22 protein-coding genes and 3 tRNA genes are annotated in these 20,758 nt (G+C 56.5%); 17 read left to right on the top strand and 8 right to left on the bottom strand.

Features of this window, described 5'->3' with window-relative positions:
• Positions 1-10: 10 nt before the first annotated feature.
• Together rimI and ACP4QI_RS02890 are read right to left on the bottom strand one after the other, a co-directional pair.
• Positions 11-454 (bottom strand): ribosomal protein S18-alanine N-acetyltransferase, encoded by a 444-nt coding sequence (gene rimI / locus ACP4QI_RS02895; protein ID WP_156262867.1) that lies wholly within the window; start codon positions 452-454, stop codon positions 11-13.
• Positions 423-836: a DNA polymerase III subunit psi gene (locus tag ACP4QI_RS02890; protein ID WP_142488144.1), complete on the bottom strand. Its 414-nt coding sequence runs from the start codon at positions 834-836 to the stop codon at positions 423-425. The genes rimI and ACP4QI_RS02890 overlap by 32 nt, the downstream gene beginning before the upstream one ends.
• A gap of 102 nt (positions 837-938) precedes the next feature.
• On the opposite strand from ACP4QI_RS02890, the gene rsmC reads away from it, so the two are divergent.
• The 4 genes from rsmC to ACP4QI_RS02870 all read left to right on the top strand — a co-directional run bounded on the left by rsmC (position 939) and on the right by ACP4QI_RS02870 (position 2,426).
• Positions 939-1,967: a 16S rRNA (guanine(1207)-N(2))-methyltransferase RsmC gene (gene rsmC, locus ACP4QI_RS02885; protein WP_142488143.1), complete on the top strand. Its 1,029-nt coding sequence runs from the start codon at positions 939-941 to the stop codon at positions 1,965-1,967.
• Positions 1,968-2,107: 140 nt separating this feature from the next.
• Positions 2,108-2,193: transfer RNA gene (locus ACP4QI_RS02880), tRNA-Leu, on the top strand.
• Positions 2,194-2,222: 29 nt separating this feature from the next.
• A tRNA-Leu gene (locus ACP4QI_RS02875) sits at positions 2,223-2,308 on the top strand.
• A 32-nt stretch (positions 2,309-2,340) separates the two neighbouring features.
• Positions 2,341-2,426, top strand: a tRNA-Leu gene (locus ACP4QI_RS02870).
• A gap of 39 nt (positions 2,427-2,465) precedes the next feature.
• Here ACP4QI_RS02870 and ACP4QI_RS02865 read toward each other — a convergent pair.
• Positions 2,466-2,696 (bottom strand): DUF1435 domain-containing protein, encoded by a 231-nt coding sequence (locus tag ACP4QI_RS02865; protein ID WP_156262866.1) that lies wholly within the window; start codon positions 2,694-2,696, stop codon positions 2,466-2,468.
• Positions 2,697-2,852: 156 nt separating this feature from the next.
• Here ACP4QI_RS02865 and fhuF point away from each other — a divergent pair, with 156 nt between their 5' ends.
• Positions 2,853-3,641 (top strand): siderophore-iron reductase FhuF, encoded by a 789-nt coding sequence (gene fhuF, locus ACP4QI_RS02860; RefSeq protein ID WP_142488141.1) that lies wholly within the window; start codon positions 2,853-2,855, stop codon positions 3,639-3,641.
• Positions 3,642-3,701: 60 nt separating this feature from the next.
• Here fhuF and ACP4QI_RS02855 read toward each other — a convergent pair whose 3' ends face one another.
• The gene (locus ACP4QI_RS02855; protein WP_142488140.1) at positions 3,702-5,045 is read right to left on the bottom strand and encodes a PTS sugar transporter subunit IIC; all 1,344 of its coding nucleotides are present in this window, start codon (positions 5,043-5,045) and stop codon (positions 3,702-3,704) included.
• Between the two features lie 328 nt (positions 5,046-5,373).
• Here ACP4QI_RS02855 and ACP4QI_RS02850 point away from each other — a divergent pair, with 328 nt between their 5' ends.
• Positions 5,374-5,832 carry a YbaK/EbsC family protein gene (locus ACP4QI_RS02850; RefSeq protein ID WP_142488139.1) on the top strand — a complete coding sequence of 153 codons (459 nt, stop codon included), beginning with the start codon at positions 5,374-5,376 and terminating at the stop codon, positions 5,830-5,832.
• Positions 5,833-5,876: 44 nt separating this feature from the next.
• Here the strand turns inward: ACP4QI_RS02850 and bglJ are convergent, their stop codons facing one another.
• Together bglJ and ACP4QI_RS02840 are read right to left on the bottom strand one after the other, a co-directional pair.
• A complete protein-coding gene (gene bglJ / locus ACP4QI_RS02845) occupies positions 5,877-6,512 on the bottom strand; it encodes a DNA-binding transcriptional activator BglJ (protein WP_426495589.1) in 636 nt (211 codons plus the stop codon).
• Positions 6,512-7,243, bottom strand: a complete 732-nt coding sequence (locus ACP4QI_RS02840; RefSeq protein ID WP_426495588.1) for a helix-turn-helix domain-containing protein — start codon at positions 7,241-7,243, stop codon at positions 6,512-6,514. The genes bglJ and ACP4QI_RS02840 overlap by 1 nt, the downstream gene beginning before the upstream one ends.
• A 436-nt stretch (positions 7,244-7,679) precedes the next feature.
• Between ACP4QI_RS02840 and ACP4QI_RS02835 the strand changes: the two genes are divergently transcribed.
• From ACP4QI_RS02835 to opgB, 8 genes are all read left to right on the top strand, one after another.
• Entirely contained in the window at positions 7,680-8,456 is a 777-nt protein-coding gene (locus ACP4QI_RS02835) for a threonine/serine exporter family protein (RefSeq protein WP_142488138.1), read from the top strand.
• Entirely contained in the window at positions 8,447-8,920 is a 474-nt protein-coding gene (locus tag ACP4QI_RS02830; RefSeq protein ID WP_156262865.1) for a threonine/serine exporter, read from the top strand. Before ACP4QI_RS02835 ends, ACP4QI_RS02830 begins: the two co-directional genes overlap by 10 nt.
• A 66-nt stretch (positions 8,921-8,986) precedes the next feature.
• A complete protein-coding gene (locus ACP4QI_RS02825) occupies positions 8,987-9,628 on the top strand; it encodes a TetR family transcriptional regulator (protein WP_142488136.1) in 642 nt (213 codons plus the stop codon).
• A gap of 32 nt (positions 9,629-9,660) precedes the next feature.
• The gene (locus ACP4QI_RS02820; RefSeq protein WP_142488135.1) at positions 9,661-10,089 is read left to right on the top strand and encodes an organic hydroperoxide resistance protein; all 429 of its coding nucleotides are present in this window, start codon (positions 9,661-9,663) and stop codon (positions 10,087-10,089) included.
• Between the two features lie 105 nt (positions 10,090-10,194).
• On the top strand, positions 10,195-10,740 hold the full coding sequence (gene dnaT / locus ACP4QI_RS02815) for a primosomal protein DnaT (RefSeq protein ID WP_142488134.1): 546 nt from the start codon (positions 10,195-10,197) through the stop codon (positions 10,738-10,740).
• Positions 10,737-11,474, top strand: a complete 738-nt coding sequence (gene dnaC, locus ACP4QI_RS02810; protein WP_039030489.1) for a DNA replication protein DnaC — start codon at positions 10,737-10,739, stop codon at positions 11,472-11,474. The genes dnaT and dnaC overlap by 4 nt, the downstream gene beginning before the upstream one ends.
• 84 nt (positions 11,475-11,558) lie before the next feature.
• A complete protein-coding gene (locus ACP4QI_RS02805) occupies positions 11,559-12,065 on the top strand; it encodes a DUF2501 domain-containing protein (protein ID WP_426495518.1) in 507 nt (168 codons plus the stop codon).
• Between the two features lie 211 nt (positions 12,066-12,276).
• Positions 12,277-14,568, top strand: coding sequence for a phosphatidylglycerol--membrane-oligosaccharide glycerophosphotransferase (gene opgB, locus ACP4QI_RS02800; RefSeq protein ID WP_426495517.1), 2,292 nt, complete (start codon positions 12,277-12,279; stop codon positions 14,566-14,568).
• A gap of 116 nt (positions 14,569-14,684) precedes the next feature.
• On the opposite strand, the gene tsr is transcribed toward opgB, so the two are convergent.
• Both tsr and hpaR read right to left on the bottom strand, forming a co-directional pair.
• Positions 14,685-16,349, bottom strand: coding sequence for a methyl-accepting chemotaxis protein (gene tsr, locus ACP4QI_RS02795; RefSeq protein ID WP_142488131.1), 1,665 nt, complete (start codon positions 16,347-16,349; stop codon positions 14,685-14,687).
• A gap of 85 nt (positions 16,350-16,434) precedes the next feature.
• The gene (hpaR, locus tag ACP4QI_RS02790; RefSeq protein WP_231313120.1) at positions 16,435-16,875 is read right to left on the bottom strand and encodes a homoprotocatechuate degradation operon regulator HpaR; all 441 of its coding nucleotides are present in this window, start codon (positions 16,873-16,875) and stop codon (positions 16,435-16,437) included.
• 272 nt (positions 16,876-17,147) lie between these two features.
• Between hpaR and hpaG the strand changes: the two genes are divergently transcribed.
• The 3 genes from hpaG to hpaD are packed head-to-tail and all read left to right on the top strand — an operon-like array spanning position 17,148 to position 20,753.
• Positions 17,148-18,434: a 4-hydroxyphenylacetate degradation bifunctional isomerase/decarboxylase gene (gene hpaG / locus ACP4QI_RS02785; protein ID WP_426495516.1), complete on the top strand. Its 1,287-nt coding sequence runs from the start codon at positions 17,148-17,150 to the stop codon at positions 18,432-18,434.
• A complete protein-coding gene (gene hpaE / locus ACP4QI_RS02780) occupies positions 18,434-19,900 on the top strand; it encodes a 5-carboxymethyl-2-hydroxymuconate semialdehyde dehydrogenase (RefSeq protein ID WP_426495515.1) in 1,467 nt (488 codons plus the stop codon). The genes hpaG and hpaE overlap by 1 nt, the downstream gene beginning before the upstream one ends.
• A gap of 1 nt (position 19,901) precedes the next feature.
• Positions 19,902-20,753, top strand: coding sequence for a 3,4-dihydroxyphenylacetate 2,3-dioxygenase (gene hpaD / locus ACP4QI_RS02775; protein WP_426495514.1), 852 nt, complete (start codon positions 19,902-19,904; stop codon positions 20,751-20,753).
• Positions 20,754-20,758 lie beyond the last annotated feature (5 nt).

Genomic DNA, 20,758 nt, shown 5'->3' with positions numbered 1-20,758 from the left:
ACCTTTTTAGTTATCCAAGCGGCAGAGCCATGATGATGGCGTCTTCACGTCCTTCTGCGGTGGGGTAATAGTTACGGCGGATCGTCGCCTCATTGAAGCCCAGGCTTTCATAGAGTGCGATGGCGGCGGCGTTCGAGGCCCGTACTTCCAGCCACAGCGTGAAAACGTCTCGTGCTTCCAGCTCGCGAATTAAATGTTCCAGCAGCTCTCTGCCCAGCCCACGGCGCTGAAAGGCAGGATCCACGGCGATGTTAAACAGCGTCGCCTCATCCAGAACGACCTGCGTAATGGCGAAAGCCGCCAGGGTATTATCGACATCCAGCCGATAGTTGAGGTAGCGCTCGCCCTGGTTGCTGGCAAACGTTTTTTCACTCCACGGAAAGGCGTGGGCGCGTTTTTCGATGTCAAAAGCCTGCGCTAAATCAGTCGTCGTGAGGGAAGAAATTGTGTTCATGTTCGCAGATTTGTTGCCACAGCGCGCGACGTGCCGCCGGGTTAGCGTTAAGTTCGTCCAGTACCGGGGTGGCCAGGTTGCCGCCCTCCAGCGTTATCTCTTCCATCACGCCCAGCTGCCAGCTGTTACAGCGTCCCTCAGGGGGCAGCATGGCTACGCGCTCGGGCGTCAGCTGTAGCACCTGATCGGCACTCAGCTTAAGTGCGCGCAGCACGTCGGCAATCAGCGGCTCGCTCAGCGCGGGCAGGCTCTGCGCCACCATCACCAGACGAACGTGCGCCGGAAGCGAGATGGCGATTTCGCCCTGCAAGGCCGCCGGGCGGCGCAACGCCCACTGGGTGATGCCCAGTTGCTGTAATTGCCTGTCTCGTCGGGATGCCATTGCGAAAACTCCTGTCTGTCAGGCGCGCAAATATAGCAAATGTGTCGAATCTGCGCCATCTACCTACTATAATCCCCGCCTGAGTTTATTGAGGAACAATTCATGTCTGCATTTACCCCGGCAAGTGAAGTCTTGCTGCGTCACAGTGATGATTTCGAACAAAGCCGTATTCTGTTTGCCGGAGATATGCAGGATGACCTGCCTGCCCGTTTCGAGTGCGCCGAAAGCCGCGCGCACACCCAGCAGTATCACCACTGGCAGGTGCTGAGCCGCCAGATGGGCGAGCGCGTCCGTTATAGCCTGGTAGCGGAACAGAGCGACGTGGCGGACTGCGATACGCTGATCTACTACTGGCCGAAGAACAAGCCTGAAGCCCAGTTCCAGCTGATGAACCTGCTCTCCCTGCTGCCGGTGGGCTGCGACATCTTCGTAATCGGTGAAAACCGCAGCGGCGTGCGCAGCGCCGAGCAGATGCTGGCGGAGTACGCCACGCTGAACAAAGTTGACAGCGCCCGTCGCTGTGGCCTGTACCATGGCCGGCTGGACAAAAAACCGACCTTCGACGCGGAAAAATACTGGGGCGAGTACCAGCTGGATGGCCTGACCATCAAAACGCTGCCGGGCGTCTTCAGCCGTGACGGTCTGGACGTCGGCAGCCAGCTGCTGCTTTCCACCTTCACGCCGCATACCAAAGGTAAAGTGCTGGATGTCGGCTGTGGTGCGGGCGTGCTCTCGGCCGTACTCGCCAGCCACTCACCGAAAGTGCGTTTAACCCTCACCGATGTCGGCGCGTCCGCCATTGAAGCCAGCCGCGCGACGCTTGCCGCAAACGGCATTGAGGGCGAAGTATTTGCCTCCAACGTGCTCTCCGACGTGACCGGCCGTTTCGATATGATCATCTCCAACCCGCCGTTCCATGACGGGATGGAAACCAGCCTCGAAGCGGCACAGACGCTGATCCGCACCGCGGTGCGCCATCTGAACAGCGGCGGCGAGCTGCGTATCGTGGCGAACGCCTTCCTGCCGTATCCGAAAGTGCTGGATGAAGTCTTCGGCTTCCACGAAGTGCTGGCCCAGACCGGCCGCTTTAAGATCTACCGCGCGATCATGACCCGTCAGGCGAAGAAATAACGTCTCCCTCCGGCCTGATCTGCCCGATCAGGCCATTTTTGCAACAAAAAAAACATCCAGCACAATTATCAGTTGACGAACAGCTGAAAACATCTAGAATGCGCCTCCGTGGTTGCGATACTTTTTTGTATCGTTGGTATGCGAAGGTGGCGGAATTGGTAGACGCGCTAGCTTCAGGTGTTAGTGTCCTTTGGATGTGGGGGTTCGAGTCCCCCCCCTCGCACCAACAACCATGATTGATATTGCTCGCACTGGGCGAAGGTGGCGGAATTGGTAGACGCGCTAGCTTCAGGTGTTAGTGTCCTTAGGATGTGGGGGTTCGAGTCCCCCCCCTCGCACCAACGAGGCGATATCAACAAAATAAGATGACTGTGCGAAGGTGGCGGAATTGGTAGACGCGCTAGCTTCAGGTGTTAGTGTCCTTAGGATGTGGGGGTTCGAGTCCCCCCCCTCGCACCAATTATCTTATCTCTCCTGACGTTCTCTCTTGTTATCCCTTCAGTTCAGATTCATCGCCAGAACCCACATTCCCGCAATAAGCGCTACACATGATGGCAGCAGCACAAAGTGCCGCAGTTGTTTATGCCAGATCATGGCGGATGACATCAGCAATCCCGACACGATAATCAGTTTCCAGACCGCCAGCGACAGATCGGTAAAGGCCAGCCCGGCAATCATCGCCCCCGGCAGTATCACTCCCCATCCACTCCCTAACGCTCTGCTCAACATGATCCGTCTCTCACTTCGATAATGATAACCAATATCATATGATATAATTTCTCATTTGTCAGCGTAGGACGTAATTGTGTAAAAAATCTTGCGCACGGTTTTATCTATAGTTAGGATTGGCAATCATTATCATTTAGATTTTTATCCAGCCCAATTATGGCCATACGCTCTGCACACGTCATTGAGAATGTTATCTGGCAAACCCGCCTTCCGACCGGGCCTTCCGGGCTTGCGGATGCGGTGCGTGACGCCATTGCCGAGACGCGTGCGCATATGCTGGATGTCATCAAGCTGGATGAGCCCCCTCCGCATCACGCCCTGACGCTGGCGCAGTGGCAACGCCCTGCTGAACTGCAGTCGTTGCTGGCGACCTACTCCGATCATATCTACCGCAATCAACCGACGCTGGCGCGCGAGAATAAGCCGCTGCTGTCGCTGTGGGCGCAATGGTATATCGGGCTGATGGTGCCGCCGATGATGCTGGCCCTGCTTACCCAGGATGTGGCGCTGGATCTCTCCCCTGAACATTTCCACGTTGAGTTTCACGAAACCGGGCGCGCCGCCTGCTTCTGGATCGACGTCCAGGAAGACAGCCACACAACCTCGCTTTCTGCGCAGCAAAGAATAGAAGTGCTGATTACCCGGGCACTGATCCCGGTGGTTGAGGCGCTGGAAGAGACGGGTGAGATCAACGGCAAACTTATCTGGAGCAATACCGGGTATTTAATTCACTGGTATCTGAACGAAATGAAAACCCTGCTGGGTGATGAGAAGGTCGACGCGCTGCGCCAGGCCATTTTCTTCGCTCGTCAGCTGTCGGATGGACGTGATAACCCGCTTTACCGCACTGTGGTTCCGCGCGACGGGCTGCTGGTGCGCCGCACCTGCTGTCAGCGCTATCGCCTGCCGGATGTTCAGCAATGCGGCGACTGCACGCTTAAATAGTTCCGTGCGGGCTTGAGGGCACACACTAAAACGGCAACCTGCGTTGCCGTTTCGCTTTTATTACGCCACCTGCTGACTTTCCTCTTCGGCACGCTGGGCCTCTTCAGCCTCCTGCGCCAGCAGCTGCTTCTCGTACACTTTAAAGAACGGGTAGTAGATGATGGCGGAGACCAGGGCTAACAGTACCACCAGTACCGCCGCGCGGAAATCCCAGCCCAACGCCCATGCCGCACCCACCGGTGCAGGCGCCGTCCACGGCACCACGGAGATCACGCGACCAATCAAATCCAGCTTCATCGCGGCCCACGCCAGCACCGCATTCACCATCGGAGCCAGCAGGAACGGAATGAAGAACACCGGGTTCATCACGATCGGCGTACCAAAGATCACCGGCTCGTTAATGTTGAAAATACTCGGCACCACGCTCAGACGGCCAATCGAACGCAGGTGCGCCGAGCGGCTACGCAGGTAGCAGAACACCAGCCCCATTGTTGCTCCGGAGCCGCCAATCACAATGAAGAAGGTCCAGAACGCCTCCATAAAGATGTGCGGCAGCGGCGCGCTCTGCGCCAGCGCGGTCTGGTTCATCCCGAGGTTAGTCAGCCAGAACATCTGCAGCATCCCGGAGACAATCGCCGCCCCGTGAATGCCTGCAAACCACAGCAGATGACCAATCAGCACCGCCAGCAGGATCGCCGGCAGGGAGTCCGCCGCGGAGACCAGCGGCTTAAAGATGGCCATAATCGCCTGCGGGATCAGCATGCCAAACTCAGACTGGATGAAGAGGCTCAGCGGATAAAGGGTTAACACCACTACCAGCACCGGAATCAGCAGATCGAAGGAGTTTTTGATCATCGGCGGCACCTGATCGGGCAGGCGGATACCGATATTGTGCGCCTTCAGAAAACGCATCATCTCCACACAATAGATCGCCACCAGAATGGCGGTGAAGATCCCCGTCCCACCGAGGCTGTCTACCGGCAATGCACCTTTGGTTTTTGGCGCAGCAATCAGCAGGAAGGCCATCAGCGACAGCATGGCGCACATGAAGGGATCGAGCTGGTGCGACTTAACGTAGTGTTTGCCGAGGTTGTAGGCGATAGCAGCACATATATAGAGTGACATCACCCCCATCGTCATATCGAAGGGGGTCAGGATCTGGCCTTCAAACTGTTTCGCCATATCCAGCCAGGCGCGGGCAAAGCCCCAGGTGGTGTCCGGTGAAAATGGCGGGTAGGCAAAAACTAATAAGAACGAGCCGACGATCATAAACGGCATGGCGGAGATAAAACCGTCGCGGATCGCCATCACGTGACGCTGGGACGAGATGCGTCCGGCAATGGGGCTGACATAGTTTTCAACAAAGCGGAATATCAGGTTAAACGCAGCATGGTTGGCAGACATAACGGCTCTCCTGTCAGACGATCGTTTCGGGCGCGATTACGCCGCACGGTGTTCCATATACCACTTTCACCACCTTGCTGGTTCGTATACCAGCGGTACTGCTCAAACGGATAGGTTTCATAATCGACTCTTATTATTGGATACAGGGGAAATGACGTAATCAGTATTAATCTCTGCTTCACGGTCTGCAACCGGTTACTGTAACCGGTTTCCGTGAATGTGAAGAGGATCCAGAAATCGCTGATGTTGGAGTTTTGTTACTTAGGGAATATTTACAGAGCATAATTTCTTATGACAGATTACGCAGAGTATTTTTCTGGAGGAAACAATGAGTTTGCAGTCTGTGCGCCAGTTTTTTGCTGACCATGCCCCTGACGTTGAAGTCATCGAGCTGGGTCAAAGTACCGCTACCGTTGCGCTGGCTGCCGAGGCGCATAATGTCGCGCCGGGTCAGATAGCGAAAACGCTGTCGCTAAAAATTAAAGATGAGGTGATTCTGGTTGTTGCCAAAGGTGACGCGCGCCTGGATAACAAAAAGCTGAAGCAGACGTTTGGGGCGAAAGCCCGCATGCTGAGCAGCGATGAAGTGGTGACGATTACCGGACATCCCGTTGGCGGCGTATGCCCTTTCGGGCTGGAAAATCCGCTGGCGATCTACTGCGATGTTTCGCTCAGGGAGTACGCCGAAGTCCTGCCCGCCGCAGGTGCCATTCACAGCGCGGTGCGCATCTCCCCACAGAGAATGGCCGAGCTCACTAAAGCAACCTGGGTGGACGTTTGTCAGTAAAATCCGAGCCAGATCCAGATCTGGCGCGGGCGGGAGATCCTGGATCAGGACTGAAGTGCAGAGAGGAAGCGTGGTGTCCGGTGATCCGGTACCGGGAAGTGCGTCAGAATATCTGCCGCATCCAGTAACCCCACGTCGGAGTGCACGCCAAGTTTCATCATGGCATTAAATTTATGCGCACGAATAGTTTTGATGTTGCGTTCCAGTCGGGTGGCAATTTCCTGGATGGAAAAGCCACACGACATAAATTGCAAAATGGCGCGTTCGGTCGGGCTTAATAACCGTCCGCGATGAATGTTCCAGTGATTGCTTATGCTGTCATTCACCCGTCGGGTCTCATTCAACAATTTACCCAGCTGCTCCTGTAGAGCGGCCAGCGGATCGGATTTGAGAACGATCCCGTGCAGACGTGAAGGGGAAAGCTGATTCATCAGGCTCGCTTCTCGCGCGTCTGAGGCCAGTACAATTCGCTGAATCATACCGTGGGTGGTAGCCACCTCCTTGAGACACACCAGACAGTTGCGCCGCTCTTCTCGCTCATCAGAGAGTGAATAAATCAGCGATGAATACGGGACAAAATTAAGTGTGGACTGAAAACTGGCGATGTTACTAAACAGATGTATTTCGTAGCCATTAAGTGATGGGTTGGCAAAAAGATGCTTCAACCCCATAGCACTCATCATGCACTTTTCGACGATAGCGATATGTCTTTTTGTAGCGCTCTTTTCCATTCGTCTTGCTCTCCATAGGCTGAGAATAAACTCAGCTCTTTCATTCCCTTGGTGCTATTAATCCACGCATACATTTCGGCATTACTGGTTAAGGAGAGTCTTCTCATCGCGCTATTTTTTTGCGCACTCACTGTTTTATTACTTTTTTTCAGTAATGCAGCGATCTGATTAATCCCCCATCCTTTGCCAAGCAGGCGCAGTACTTTTCGTTCCGAAAAGGTCAACATGACATCATCCTGATTGTCATTAAACTCTTCCGGCTCGGGTTTTAATAATGTCTGGCTAATACGCTCCGCGTGCTCGCTCCCGGATTGAATGGCTTTCACTAAACTTTCAATGGGCTCTATATCGGAAAGCAAGGAACTTTCCGGGCGCATTAAGAGTTCGACGGCGAGGGGATAAATGGCGCGCGGAACCAGATAAATCCAGTGAATATCCCGATACTGGTTCTGTAATGTGTAATATTGATCGCAGTGGCTACGCGGATTACGCTGGTCGCCTGAGATATCCACGATGACCACGATGGCGCGGCGTAACTGAAGAAGCGTCAGCTCTTCCTGAGACCGGCAAAATGCGCGCTCATAATCCGGAAAATAGCGTGACATAATGCTGCCGAGACCGGTTTGCATTATGGGTGATTTACTGATTATTATTACGCTTTTACAACTTATTGACGGCATTTTCGCTCCGAATCCATTCATACGGCCATTCCACGTCATTCATCCAATTGAAATACCTGTTTGTTTAACAGGGCGACGTAAAAATGTAATGTTTTCCTTTTTCATTAACTGAGCGAAATGAGAGTGCGATAAGAACCAGCATCACAAATTTATACACCGCCAAAAACGGCATTAATATTGCAAAATTAGCATTAAATGTTAACCCCTACCCCGTGATATTTTCAAAAACAGCAAATTAGATATTCTAAATATAAAATAAATAAATATATTAATATAAAAAGCATAGAGATTAATAATTATTGAGGCCGTTTTTCACTAATACAGCGAGCACGAATCTGCTTAAACCTTGATCTGACCCAGAGCAAGCGACACCGGGTTGTGTGCTAAAAGTAGACATCAGGATCATCCAATCGTCACTCTCTCCTCAGGGCAACAGATGCAGGCAGATCAATCATCACAACGCGCCGCCACGCGACTGTGTATTCAGTGCGGCCTTTTTTTATTGCAGCACGGCGCAGAAAGCGCCCTGGTCGAGGAGCTCTCCACCCGTCTGGGGCTGGCGCTGGGCATGGACAGCGTGGAGAGTTCAATCTCATCCAATGCCATCGTGCTGACCACCATTAAAGCGGGCCAGTGTCTGACCTCAACGCGCAAAAACCACGATCGCGGGATCAACATGCACGTGGTGACCGAAGTGCAGCACATCGTGATTATGGCGGAACATAAGCTGCTGGATGCGCAGGGGATCGAAAAACGCTTCAGCCAAATCAAGCCGCTACGCTATCCGCGCTGGCTGGTCGTGCTGATGGTCGGTCTCTCCTGCGCCTGCTTCTGCAAACTCAATAATGGCGGCTGGGACGGCGCCTTTATTACCTTTATCGCCAGCTTCCTCGCCATGTATGTGCGCCAGCTACTGACGCACCGGCATTTGCACCCGCAAATTAATTTCTGCATTACCGCCTTTGTCGCGACGACGGTTTCCGGTTTGTTGCTGCGGATACCCGCCTTCACCAGCACGCCGACCATCGCCATGGCCGCCAGCGTGCTGCTGCTGGTGCCGGGATTTCCGCTGATTAATGCCGTGGCCGATATGTTTAAAGGGCACATCAATACTGGCCTGGCGCGCTGGGCGATTGCCAGTTTACTGACGCTCGCCACCTGTATCGGGGTGGTGATGGCCATGACCTTATGGGGGCTCCGCGGATGGGCGTGATCGATTTTCTGTGGGCGCTGGCCCAGGACATGATGCTGTCGGCCATCCCGGCAGTGGGGTTTGCCATGGTGTTTAACGTCCCCCGCCGCGCGCTGCCGTGGTGTGCACTGTTGGGGGCGATAGGGCATGGCTCGCGCATGGCGATGATGACCGCCGGGCTGAATATCGAATGGTCGACCTTTATGGCCTCAATGCTGGTCGGCAGCATCGGGATCCAGTGGTCGCGCTGGTATCTGGCCCACCCCAAGGTCTTTACCGTCGCAGCGGTCATTCCGATGTTTCCGGGCATTTCGGCCTATACCGCGATGATCTCGGCGGTAAAAATCAGCCATTTTGGCTACAGCGAAGCGCAGATGATCATGCTGTTAACCAACTTCCTGAAGGCCTCGTCGATTGTCGGCGCGCTCTCCATCGGGCTGTCGATCCCCGGGCTCTGGCTCTACCGCAAGCGCCCCCGGGTCTGAGAGTTGTGTTATCCGTCTGCCGTGGCGATAATCCTGAGTTCTCATGTGGCTAAGTAAGGAACGGATGTGTCTACCCCTGACAGCGAACACGCAGAAAACAGCGACGGATCCCGCCTGAAAGATAAAATTTTTCTCAGCGCCCTCTCGCTGTTTGCCGAGTACGGACTGAACGGCGCGCGCATGGAGCAGATTGCCGAGAAGGCAGGCACCACCAAACGCATGGTGGTGTATCACTTTAAAACCAAAGAAAACCTCTATTTGCTGGTGCTGGAGTATGTCTATACCCAGATCCGCGCCAGTGAAAAGCAGCTCAGTCTGGATGCGCTGCCGCCGGTTGAAGCCCTGGTACATCTGGTCGAAACCACCTTTGATTATCATGCTGACCACCCGGACTACATCCGTATTATCTGCATGGAGAACATGCAGCGCGGGCGGTTTATGCAGCAGTCGGCGCTACTGCGCCAGGTGAATCGCAGCGCGCTGGATCTGCTGGAAACGATCCTTGAGCGTGGCAAAGCGAAGCAGCTGTTTAACCAGACGGTGAACGCCCGCGATTTGCACCGCCTGATCAGCAGCTTCAGCTTTCACTATGTGGCCAACAGCTACACCTTCACCCTGCTGTTTGAAGACGGGGCCGATGAGCTGGCCCAGCGTCAGCACTACCGAAAGATGGCGGTTCAGGTTGCCTTGCGTTATACCTGTCCATAGCTTGCACACAACCCTGAAATAAGGAACCTGCCATGTCTTTAGATAAAGTTGTCTATACCGCCAAAGCCAAAGCCACCGGGGGCCGTGATGGCCGCGCGACATCGTCCGATGGCGTTCTGGATGTCAAACTGGGTGTCCCCAAAGAGATGGGCGGCGCGGGCGGTGAAGTGACCAACCCGGAACAGCTCTTTGCCGCAGGCTATTCAGCCTGTTTCCTCGGCGCGATGAAATTTGTGGCTAACCGCGACAAAATCACCCTGCCGCAGGATGCCTTTATCGAAGGGGAGGTGGGGATCGGTCCGCTGCCAACCGGGTTTGGTATTGAAGCGAAACTGAATATCCACCTGCCGGGGATGGACGCCGCCGAGGCGAAAAAGCTGGTCGATGCGGCGCATATTGTCTGCCCGTACTCCAACGCCACCCGCAACAATATTGATGTGACGCTGAACATTATCTCCTGATTTTTCAGGGGGGCAGAGAGCGGTTGTCAGACCCCTGCCTGCCCCCTCCTCTCTGTGCTACCATAAGCCCATATCACGTCCGCAGTAATCCAGTAGAGAAGTATTATGTCCTCCAGAATCCTGACCACCAGCGTCACTGGCATTGATGCCTTTATGCACGATCCCCGCGGCGTGCTGGCCAATGCTGAAGGCGGTACTGTCGCCGTTTTTGCCGATAACACACCGGCTTTTTATGCGATCACGCCCCAGCGTCTGGCCCAGCTGCTGGAGCTGGAAGCGCGCCTGTCGCGCCCGACCAGCGATGTCACTCTGGATACACAATTCTTCGACGAACCCACCAGCGCGCCGGTTGCGGTGCCGATGGGCAAATTCGCCATGTATAACGGCTGGCAGCCCGACCCCGATTTTCAACGCCAGGCGGCGCTGTGGGGCATCGCCCTTACCCAGCCTGTTGCCCCGGAAGAGCTGGCCGCCTTCACCGCTTACTGGCAGGCGGAAGGAAAAGTCTTCCATCATATCCAGTGGCAGCAAAAGCTGGCGCGCAGCGTGCAGATCAACCGGGCCAGTAGCGGCGGGCAGGCTAAACGCGACGTGAATGCCTTTTCAGAACCGGATAAACAGATCCCCCACGGATTCCGAGGTGCCAAATGAAAGAGTTCGGCGAACTGATGAAGCGTCTGCAAAAGATGATGCCCGCCAACGTCAAACCGGCCTTTACCACCGGCGAAGAGCTGCTGGCGTGGCAGAAGGAGCAGGGTGAGATCCGCGCCGCAGCGCTGGCGCGTGAGAACCGCGCCATGAAAATGCAGCGCACCTTTAACCGCTCCGGTATTCGCCCCCTGCATCAAAACTGTTCCTTCGATAACTATAAAGTCGAGAGCCAGGGACAGCTAAAAGCCCTGCAACAGGCGCGCCAGTATGTCGAGGAGTTTGACGGCAATATCGCCAGCTTTATCTTCAGCGGCAAGCCGGGCACCGGCAAAAACCACCTTGCGGCGGCGATCTGCAATGAACTCCTGCTGCGGGGCAAATCGGTACTGATTATCACCGTGGCCGATATCATGTCGGCGATGAAAGATACCTTCAGCAACCGGGAAACCAGCGAAGAGCAGCTGCTGAACGATCTGAGTAACGTGGATCTGCTGGTGATCGATGAGATCGGCGTACAGACCGAATCACGCTATGAAAAAGTGATCATCAACCAGATCGTTGACCGTCGCTCCTCCTCCAAGCGCCCTACCGGCATGCTCACCAACCACAACGTGGATGAGATGACCCGCCTGCTGGGTGAACGGGTGATGGATCGCATGAAGCTCGGCAACAGCCTGTATGTGATTTTTGACTGGGAAAGCTATCGCAGCCGCGTTACCGGTAAAGAGTATTAGGATATTTTCCCGGGAAGTCGGGTGCCGCGGGGGTTTATACTGCCAGCCATTCCGCCCCGGCGGGCCATCGACAGAGTAGCCTTTATGAAAACACATTTTCTTCTCAGCGCCGCAGTAAGCGCCCTGCTGGTCACCGGCGCGGCACAGGCGGCCTCCTCCTGGCAAGATACGCTCAACAGCGCCGCCAGCCAGCTTAGCGCGGGCAACAACAGCACCAGTACTACCACATCCCAGAACGGCGGCCTCTCCCTCTCCTCGCTGACCGGCCTGCTCAACAGCGGCACCGAGTCGCTCAGCGCCAGCAACATGAATAATGCGGCCGGGATCCTTGAATACTGCGCCAAAGAGAAGCTGGCCTCGATGACCGATGCCACCAATATTAAAAATCAGGTACTGGGGAAACTGGGGCTGGAGACCCAGGAGGAGCAGCAGCAGGACACTAACTATCTGGAAGGGATCCAGGGTCTGCTGAATGCGAATAACGGCGAGCAGCTTAATCTGGAAACCATCGGCAACACGCCGCTGGCGAAAAAGGTCAAAGCCCAGGCCTGTGATTTTGTCCTGAAACAGGGACTCAGCTTTATCTCCTGATCCCCCTGCGCCGCGGCGAGAGTCGCGGCCTTTATCCCTTCTGCATAAAGCGACGCCCGTCAAACATTGCGTTTTCTAAACCAAATCCTAACAACAGCACAATTCCGTGACACTACAATTGCAGCTAAATGGCATCGCCATTACATTGTATAACCCAAAAATTATACAGTTAGTCCGCTAACCAGCGACTGCCCTTATTGAGGATAAGTTGTTGTCAGAATTCATTTCTGTTGCCCTGTTTCTCGCCTCGGTGGTGATTTATTCCCGCAAGGCGGGCCGTAATACCTGGTGGTTTGCCGTCACCCTTCTGGTGCTGGGGCTTTTTGTCGTTTTAAACATTACTCTCTACGCCAGCGACTATTTTACCGGGGATGGTATTAACGATGCCGTCCTCTATACCCTGACCAACAGTCTAACCGGCGCTGGGGTTAGTAAGTACATACTTCCGGGTGTTGGCGTGGTGGTTGCGCTGGTGGGCGTGTTTGCCCTGCTGGGCTGGATCCTGCGCCGCCGCCGTCATCATCCGCATCACCTCGGCTACAGCCTGCTGGCGCTGGTGCTGGCGCTCGCCTCGGTGGATGCCAGCCCGGCGTTTCATCAGATCACCGAGCTGGTGAAATCGCAGTCGCGCGACGGCGATCCCGACTTCGCGGCGTATTACAAAGAGCCGGGCAAAACGATCCCCAACCCGAAACTCAACCTCGTCTATATCTACGGCGAGAGCCTTGAGCGCACCTATTTCGATAATAATGCCTTCCCGGACCTCGCCCCGGAACTGGGTGCCATTAAGAACGAAGGGATCGATTTCAGCCACACCGCACAGCTACCAGGCACCGATTACACCATCGCCGGGATGGTCGCGTCTCAGTGCGGCATCCCGCTGTTCGCGCCCTTTGAAGGCAACGCCTCGGCCTCGGTCTCCAGCTTCTTCCCGCAGAACATCTGCCTTGGCGACATCCTGAAAAATTCCGGATACGAGAACTATTTCATGCAGGGTGCCAACCTGCGCTTCGCCGGGAAAGACGTCTTCCTGCAGTCCCACGGCTTTGACCACCTGTACGGCGCAGAGGAGTTAAAAACCACCGTCGCGGACCCGGCATACCGCAACGACTGGGGCTTCTACGACGACACGGTGCTGGATGAAACCTGGAAAAAATTCGAGGAGCTGTCGCAGTCCGGCAAACGCTTCTCGCTGTTTGCCCTGACGGTAGATACTCACCACCCGGATGGCTTTATCTCCCGCACCTGCCAGCGCAAGAGCTACGCGATTGACGGTAAACCGAATCAGTCGTTCAGCGCGGTGGGCTGTAGCCAGGAGCATATCTCGGCGCTGATCGAAAAAATCAAAGCCTCGCCGTACTTTAAAAATACGGTCATTGTGGTCTCTTCCGACCATCTGGCGATGAAGAACACCGCCTGGGATGCGCTGAACAAGCAGGATCGCAGCAACCTGTTCTTTATCCTGCGTGGCGACAAACCTCAGCAGGAGGTCATGGCCGTTAAGCGCAACACTATGGATAACGGCGCAACGGTGCTGGATATTCTCGGCGGGGATAACTTTATCGGCCTCGGCCGCAGCAGCCTCTCCGGGCAGTCGCTGTCAGAGGTATTCCTCAACATGAAGGAAAAAGTGCTGGCGTGGAAACCGGACGTTATCCGCCTGTGGAATTTCCCGAAAGAGCTGAAAGATTTCACCATCGACAGCCAGAAAAGCATGATGGCGTTCTCCGGGAGCCACTTCCGTCTGCCGCTGCTGCTGCGCGTCTCCGATAAGCGCGTTGAACCGCTGCCGGAAAGCGAATACTCCGCCCCGCTGCGCTACCAGCTGGCCGACTTCGCCCCGCGGGATAACTTCGTCTGGGTCGATCGCTGCTACAAGATGGGTCAACTGTGGTCGCAGCCGCTGGCGCTCTCCACCGACTGGTGTGTTTCTCAGGGTCAACTGGGTGGCGAGCAGACCGTTCAGCACGTTGATAAAGCGCAGTGGAAGGGCAAAACGGCCTTTAAAGATACCGTTATCAACACCGATCGCTACAAGCGCAACGTCGATATGCTGAAAGTCTCCGACAACGATATTCGCTACAAGGCTGACAGCTTCGTCTTTAACGTCGCCGGTGCGCCAGAAGAGGTGAAGCAGTTCAGCGGCATTTCCCGCCCGGAATCCTGGGGACGCTGGTCTAACGCCCAGCTGGGGGATGAGGTGAAAATCGAATACAACCAGCCGCTGCCGACGAAATTCGACCTGGTGATCACCGCCAAAGCCTGGGGGCCAAACGCCAATAAACCTATCCCGGTGCGGATAGGCGATAAAGAGCAAACCCTGACCCTCGGTAATGAGGTCACCACTACCACGCTGCATTTCGACAACCCGTCGCGCAGCAATACGCTGGTAATTGTGCCTCCGGCACCGGAATCTACCAACGAGGGGAATATCCTGGGTCACTCTCCGCGCCAGCTGGGGATCGGCATGGTGGAGATCAAAGTGGTGAACGCCGAAGGGTAACGAGCATTGCCCGGCGGCGCTGCGCTTGCGCGGGCCTACGGTCTTGTAGGCCGGGTAAGGCGAAGCCGCCACCCGGCAACTAAACGCGCCCTGCCTGAACAGGGCGCTTTTTTACATCAGAAGGTTTCCCAGTTATCACCGCTGTCGGAAACGGCCGCTTTACGCGTCGTTAACGGCGTTGCGACGGTTTTTACCGCCGCGTGCGCGCGGGCTTTCTGTTGCTCCTGCTGAATACGGAACACCGCCACCGCCTGAGTCAGGCGGCTCGCCTGCTCTTCCAGTGCCGCCGCCGCTGCCGCAGATTCCTGCACCAGCGAGGCGTTCTGCTGCGTCACGCGATCCATTTCGGCGACCGCCAGACCCACCTGGTCGATACCGCGGCTCTGCTCGTCAGAAGCAGAGGCGATTTCGCCCATGATGTCAGTCACGCGGGTTACCGCGCTGACGATCTCGCCCATGGTTTCACCGGCGCTCTCAACCAGGGTAGAACCCAGCTCAACGCGACCCACGGAGTCTTCAATCAGGCTCTTGATCTCGCGGGCTGCCTGGGCGCTGCGCTGCGCCAGGTTACGCACTTCCCCGGCCACCACCGCAAAACCACGACCCTGCTCACCGGCACGCGCCGCTTCAACCGCGGCGTTCAGCGCCAGGATGTTGGTCTGGAAAGCAATACCGTCGATCACGCTGATGATGTCGGCAATCTTCTGCGAACTGCCGGCGATGTCACGCATGGTCTGCACCACGTTATCCACCACTTTACCGCCTTTCTGCGCGGTTTCGGACGCGCTCAGCGCCAGATGGCTTGCCTGACGGGCGTTCTCGGCATTCTGCTTCACGGTAGCGGTCAGCTCTTCCATGCTGGCAGCGGTCTCTTCCAGGGAAGCGGCCTGCTGCTCGGTACGGGAGGAGAGATCGTTGTTGCCCATGGAGATTTCGCTCGCACCGCTGTAAATGGCATTGGCACCATTACGCACGTCGCCCACGGTACGCATCAGTTCAGCCTGCATATGACGCAGCGTATCGGCCAACTGCCCCATCTCGTTAGAGCCTTCCACCTCGATGCGCTTCACCAGGTCGCCGCTGGCGATATGGCGAATGCTGTCGGTCAGGCGGTTCAGCGGCACGATCAGGGCGTGACGGATGCCCCCCCAGACGGCAACGATCACCACCAGCACCAGGATCAGCACGCTGAGCAGGATCCAGATGGCCTGGCTGTAGGAGCTGTTGCTGTCATCGACGGCAGTCTGGTACAGATGGTCGTTCTGCTGCAGATAGTTAACGTACTGCTTCTCAAAACCGTCCTGGTAGCTCTGGGTCGGCTGATCGAAGAACTCGTTAATCTTGCCTGCGCCCAGGAGCTGGATCAGCTCGGCCAGCGCGCCGTGATAGATGTCGTAGTTACGTTTGATTTCCAGCGCGGCGCCTTCGCTCTGACGCGGGTCACGCGGCAGGGCTTCGTATTCCGCCCAGCTTTTTTCCGCCTGCTTCAGGGAAGCAGAAGCAATCTGCATCAGATCGTTTACGGTCGCACCGCTACCGATGTTGTTCTGATCCATCATGTAGCGGATACCCGCGCGGTTCAGGGTGTTACGGGTTTGCAGCAACGCGACCCAGCTGCTGTTAAGCGTGGATTGTTGCTGACGAATGGTTTGCAGGACGGTGAAGTTTTCTTTGTCATGCTTTAAGGCATTAAAGAAAAGACCACCGGATGTGAGTTGTAAAAGGCCAAAAATAACCAAAACCAGCAATAAGCTGGTAACAATCTTGATACGATTTAACATGATTTCTCATTCCACCAGACAGGTACAGAATTTTCGGCCTGGGAAGCGAAAACTTTACGGAAATCGTGCTGATGAGTGAACGGCCCTACTCATCTTCCTGTCTGGCATTCTGCCGATCGCCCAGTGCAATAAACTCCCGCAGCAGCGCGGTCAGCTGTTGCATCTTCTCTGGCGAATATTGCGCCTCGAGTTGCCGGTAAACCTCTTCCACCTGCGCCTGCGCGTTTTCATACAGCTTCTGCCCGGTCTGCGTCAGGGAGACGTACAGCTTGCGCTGGTCGTTGAGCGGCTTTAAGCGCAGCACCAGCCCGTCGCGCTCCATGCGCGTGAGGATGCCGGTCAGGCTCGGACGCAGAATGCAGGTGCGAAAAGCCAGATCGTGAAAATCCATCGACGGGTGTTCCGCCAGCACGCGTACGATCCGCCACTGCTGCTCCGTCAGATTGTGCTGCTTGATAATCGGGCGAAAAAAGGTCATCGCGGTTTCCCGCGCCTGGAGTAGTGCGATAGTTAACGAATCGTGCATGGCGCTCCCACCTCAACATCATTAATAACGAAACAATCAATGCCTCGCGCGGCTTTCCGGCACCCGCGGCGCGGACGAAAAGTCTAACAGATATCACATAAAAATATTATGCCACTGATTTATAACAGAAAATTAAAACACATGTAAATTTATTGTTATTGATATCACAAATTATTTACTTCTGTTTGCCAAATGCAAAGCGAGGGGCTAAAACCTAATCATTAACATATTAATGAACTCAAAACCCGTTAACCGGGCCTGAGGAGAAAGGAATGAAAGGAACTGTTTTCGCGGTGGCACTCAATCACCGCAGCCAGCTCGACGCCTGGCGCGACGCATTTAACCAGCCCCCTTACAACACGCCGCCGAAAACCGCCGTCTGGTTTATCAAACCGCGCAATACCCTGATCCGCTCCGGCGATGTCATCCCGCATCCCGAAGGCGAACAGGTGCTGAGCGGCGCGACGGTGGCGCTGATTGTCGGTAAAACCGCGAGCAAAATCAGCCCGGAAGAGGCCGCCGACTACATTACGGGGTACGCGCTGGCGAACGAGGTAAGCCTGCCGGAGGAGAGCTTCTACCGCCCGGCGATCAAAGCCAAATGCCGGGACGGGTTCTGCCCCGTGGGTGAAAGCGCGTCGATTAATAACGTCGATAACCTGACGATCGTCACCGAGATCAACGGCCGGGAAGTGGATCGCTGGAGCACTGCCGATCTGCAGCGCAACGCCGCCACCCTGTTGAGCGAGCTGAGCGCCTTCGCCACCCTCAATCCGGGCGACGCCATTCTGCTGGGCACCCCGCAGTCCCGCGTGGCCCTGCACCCGGGCGACCGCGTGCGCGTGCGGGCTGAAGGGCTGCCGACGCTGGAAAACAGCGTGGTCAACGCCCGCGAGCTGGCAAAAGAACGCACCTTCGCCTGGCCGCTCTCCACCAGCGGCACGCTGTTTGCCCTGGGGCTGAACTACGCCGATCACGCCAGCGAGCTGGACTTTAAACCGCCCACCGAGCCGCTGGTATTTATCAAAGCGCCGAACACCTTTAACGAGCACAACCAGACTTCCATGCGCCCGGACAACGTCGAGTACATGCACTATGAAGCCGAGCTGGTGGTGGTGATCGGCAAAACCGCGCGTAACGTCACCGAAGCCGACGCCATGGAGTACGTGGCGGGGTACACGGTCTGCAACGACTACGCGATCCGCGATTACCTGGAAAACTACTACCGTCCGAACCTGCGGGTGAAAAGCCGCGACGGCCTGACGCCCATCGGCCCGCAGATCGTCGATAAATCGGCGATTGCCGATCCGCACAACCTCACCCTGCGCACCTGGATCAACGGCGAGCTGCGTCAGCAGGGCAGCACCGCGGATCTGATCTTCAGCATCCCGTTCCTGATCGCGTATTTGAGTGAGTTTATGACCCTGCAGCCGGGCGACATGATCGCTACCGGCACGCCAAAAGGGCTGGCCGACGTGCGCCCGGGCGATGAAGTGGTAGTGGAAGTGGAAGGCGTTGGCCGTCTGGTCAACCGGATTGTCAGCGAGGAGGTAAAGTAATGAAAAAGATAAACCACTGGATCAACGGCAAAAACGTGGCGGGTAGCGAGACTTTCCACACCACCAACCCGGCTACCGGCGAGGTGCTGGCGGAAGTGGCCTCGGGCGGTGAAGCCGAAATTAACCAGGCGGTAGAGGCGGCGAAAGCGGCGTTCCCAAAATGGGCCAACCTGCCGATGAAAGAGCGCGCGCGCCTGATGCGCCGTCTGGGCGATCTCATCGACCAGAACGTGCCGGAGATCGCCGCCATGGAGACCGCCGATACCGGCCTGCCGATCCACCAGACTAAAAACGTGCTGATCCCCCGGGCGTCGCACAACTTCGAGTTCTTCGCCGAAGTGTGCCAGCAGATGAACGGCAAGACCTACCCGGTCGACGACAAGATGCTCAACTACACCCTGGTGCAGCCGGTAGGCGTTTGTGCCCTGGTGTCACCGTGGAACGTGCCGTTCATGACCGCCACCTGGAAGGTGGCGCCCTGCCTGGCCTTGGGCAATACCGCGGTGCTGAAGATGTCTGAACTCTCCCCGCTGACCGCCGACCGGCTGGGCGAGCTGGCGCTGGAAGCCGGTATTCCGGCAGGCGTGCTGAACGTGGTGCAGGGCTATGGCGCAACGGCAGGCGACGCGCTGGTGCGTCATCACGATGTACGCGCCGTCTCCTTCACCGGCGGCACCGCCACCGGACGCCGCATCATGCAGACCGCCGGACTGAAAAAATACTCGATGGAGCTGGGCGGAAAATCCCCGGTGCTGGTGTTTGAGGATGCCGATATCGAACGCGCGCTGGATGCCGCCCTGTTCACCATCTTCTCCATCAACGGCGAGCGCTGCACCGCCGGCTCGCGGATCTTCATCCAGCAGAGCATCTACCCGGAATTCGTCAAACGCTTTGCCGAGCGCGCCAACCGCCTGCGCGTGGGCGACCCGACCGATCCGAATACCCAGATCGGGGCGCTGATCAGCCAGCAGCACTGGGAGAAAGTTTCCGGCTATATCCGCCTCGGCATTGAAGAGGGTGCCACCCTGCTGGCGGGCGGCCCGGACAAACCGACCGATCTGCCTGCACACCTGCGCGGCGGCAACTTCCTGCGCCCGACGGTGCTGGCGGATGTCGACAACCGCATGCGCGTGGCCCAGGAGGAGATCTTCGGCCCGGTGGCCTGCCTGCTGCCATTTAAAGATGAAGCCGAAGGGCTGCGGCTGGCCAACGACGTGGAGTACGGCCTGGCCTCCTACATCTGGACCCAGGACGTCAGCAAGGTGCTGCGCCTGGCCCGCAACATCGAAGCGGGCATGGTGTTTGTGAACACCCAGAACGTGCGCGATCTACGCCAGCCGTTTGGCGGCGTGAAGGCCTCCGGCACCGGGCGCGAAGGCGGGGAATACAGCTTTGAGGTGTTCGCGGAGATGAAAAACGTCTGTATCTCCATGGGCGATCATCCGATCCCAAAATGGGGGGTATGAGATGGGCAAGTTAGCGTTGGCCGCAAAAATTACTCACGTGCCGTCGATGTATCTCTCTGAGATACCGGGTAAAAATTTTGGCTGCCGTCAGGGGGCCATCGACGGACATAAAGAGATCAGCAGACGCTGCCGTGAGCTGGGGGTCGATACCATCATCGTCTTCGACACCCACTGGCTGGTAAACAGCGCCTACCACATCAACTGTGCGGACCATTTTAAAGGCATCTACACCAGCAACGAGCTGCCGCACTTTATCCGCGACATGACCTACGACTACGACGGCAACCCCGAGCTGGGCCAGCTGATTGCCGACGAAGCGGTAGCGATGGGCGTGCGCGCCAAAGCGCACAACATCCCGAGCCTGAAGCTGGAGTACGGCACCCTGGTGCCGATGCGCTACATGAATGCCGATAAGCACTTCAAAGTGGTCTCCATCTCGGCGTTCTGCACCGTGCATGACTTTGCCGACAGCCGCAGGCTGGGCGAGGCCATCGTCAGCGCGATTGAAAAATATGACGGCACCGTGGCGGTGCTGGCCAGCGGCTCGCTGTCGCACCGCTTTATCGACGACCAGCGCGCAGAGGAAGGGATGAACAGCTACACCCGCGAGTTCGATCGCCAGATGGACGAGCGGGTGGTGAAGCTGTGGCGCGAAGGCCAGTTCAGGGAGTTTTGCAGCATGCTGCCGGAGTATGCCGACTACTGCTACGGCGAAGGCAATATGCACGACACGGTGATGCTACTCGGCATGCTCGGCTGGGACAAATACGACGGCAAGGTAGAGTTTCTCACCGAGCTGTTCCCCAGCTCCGGCACCGGCCAGGTTAACGCCGTCTTCCCTCTGCCCGCTTAAGGACG

Origin of the sequence: Leclercia sp. TB492 (assembly GCF_049974505.2) — a bacterium.
GTDB lineage: Bacteria > Pseudomonadota > Gammaproteobacteria > Enterobacterales > Enterobacteriaceae > Enterobacter > Enterobacter adecarboxylatus_C.
The sequence above is the reverse complement of the archived record's forward strand: the minus strand, read 5'-3'. Positions and strand labels throughout refer to the sequence as shown.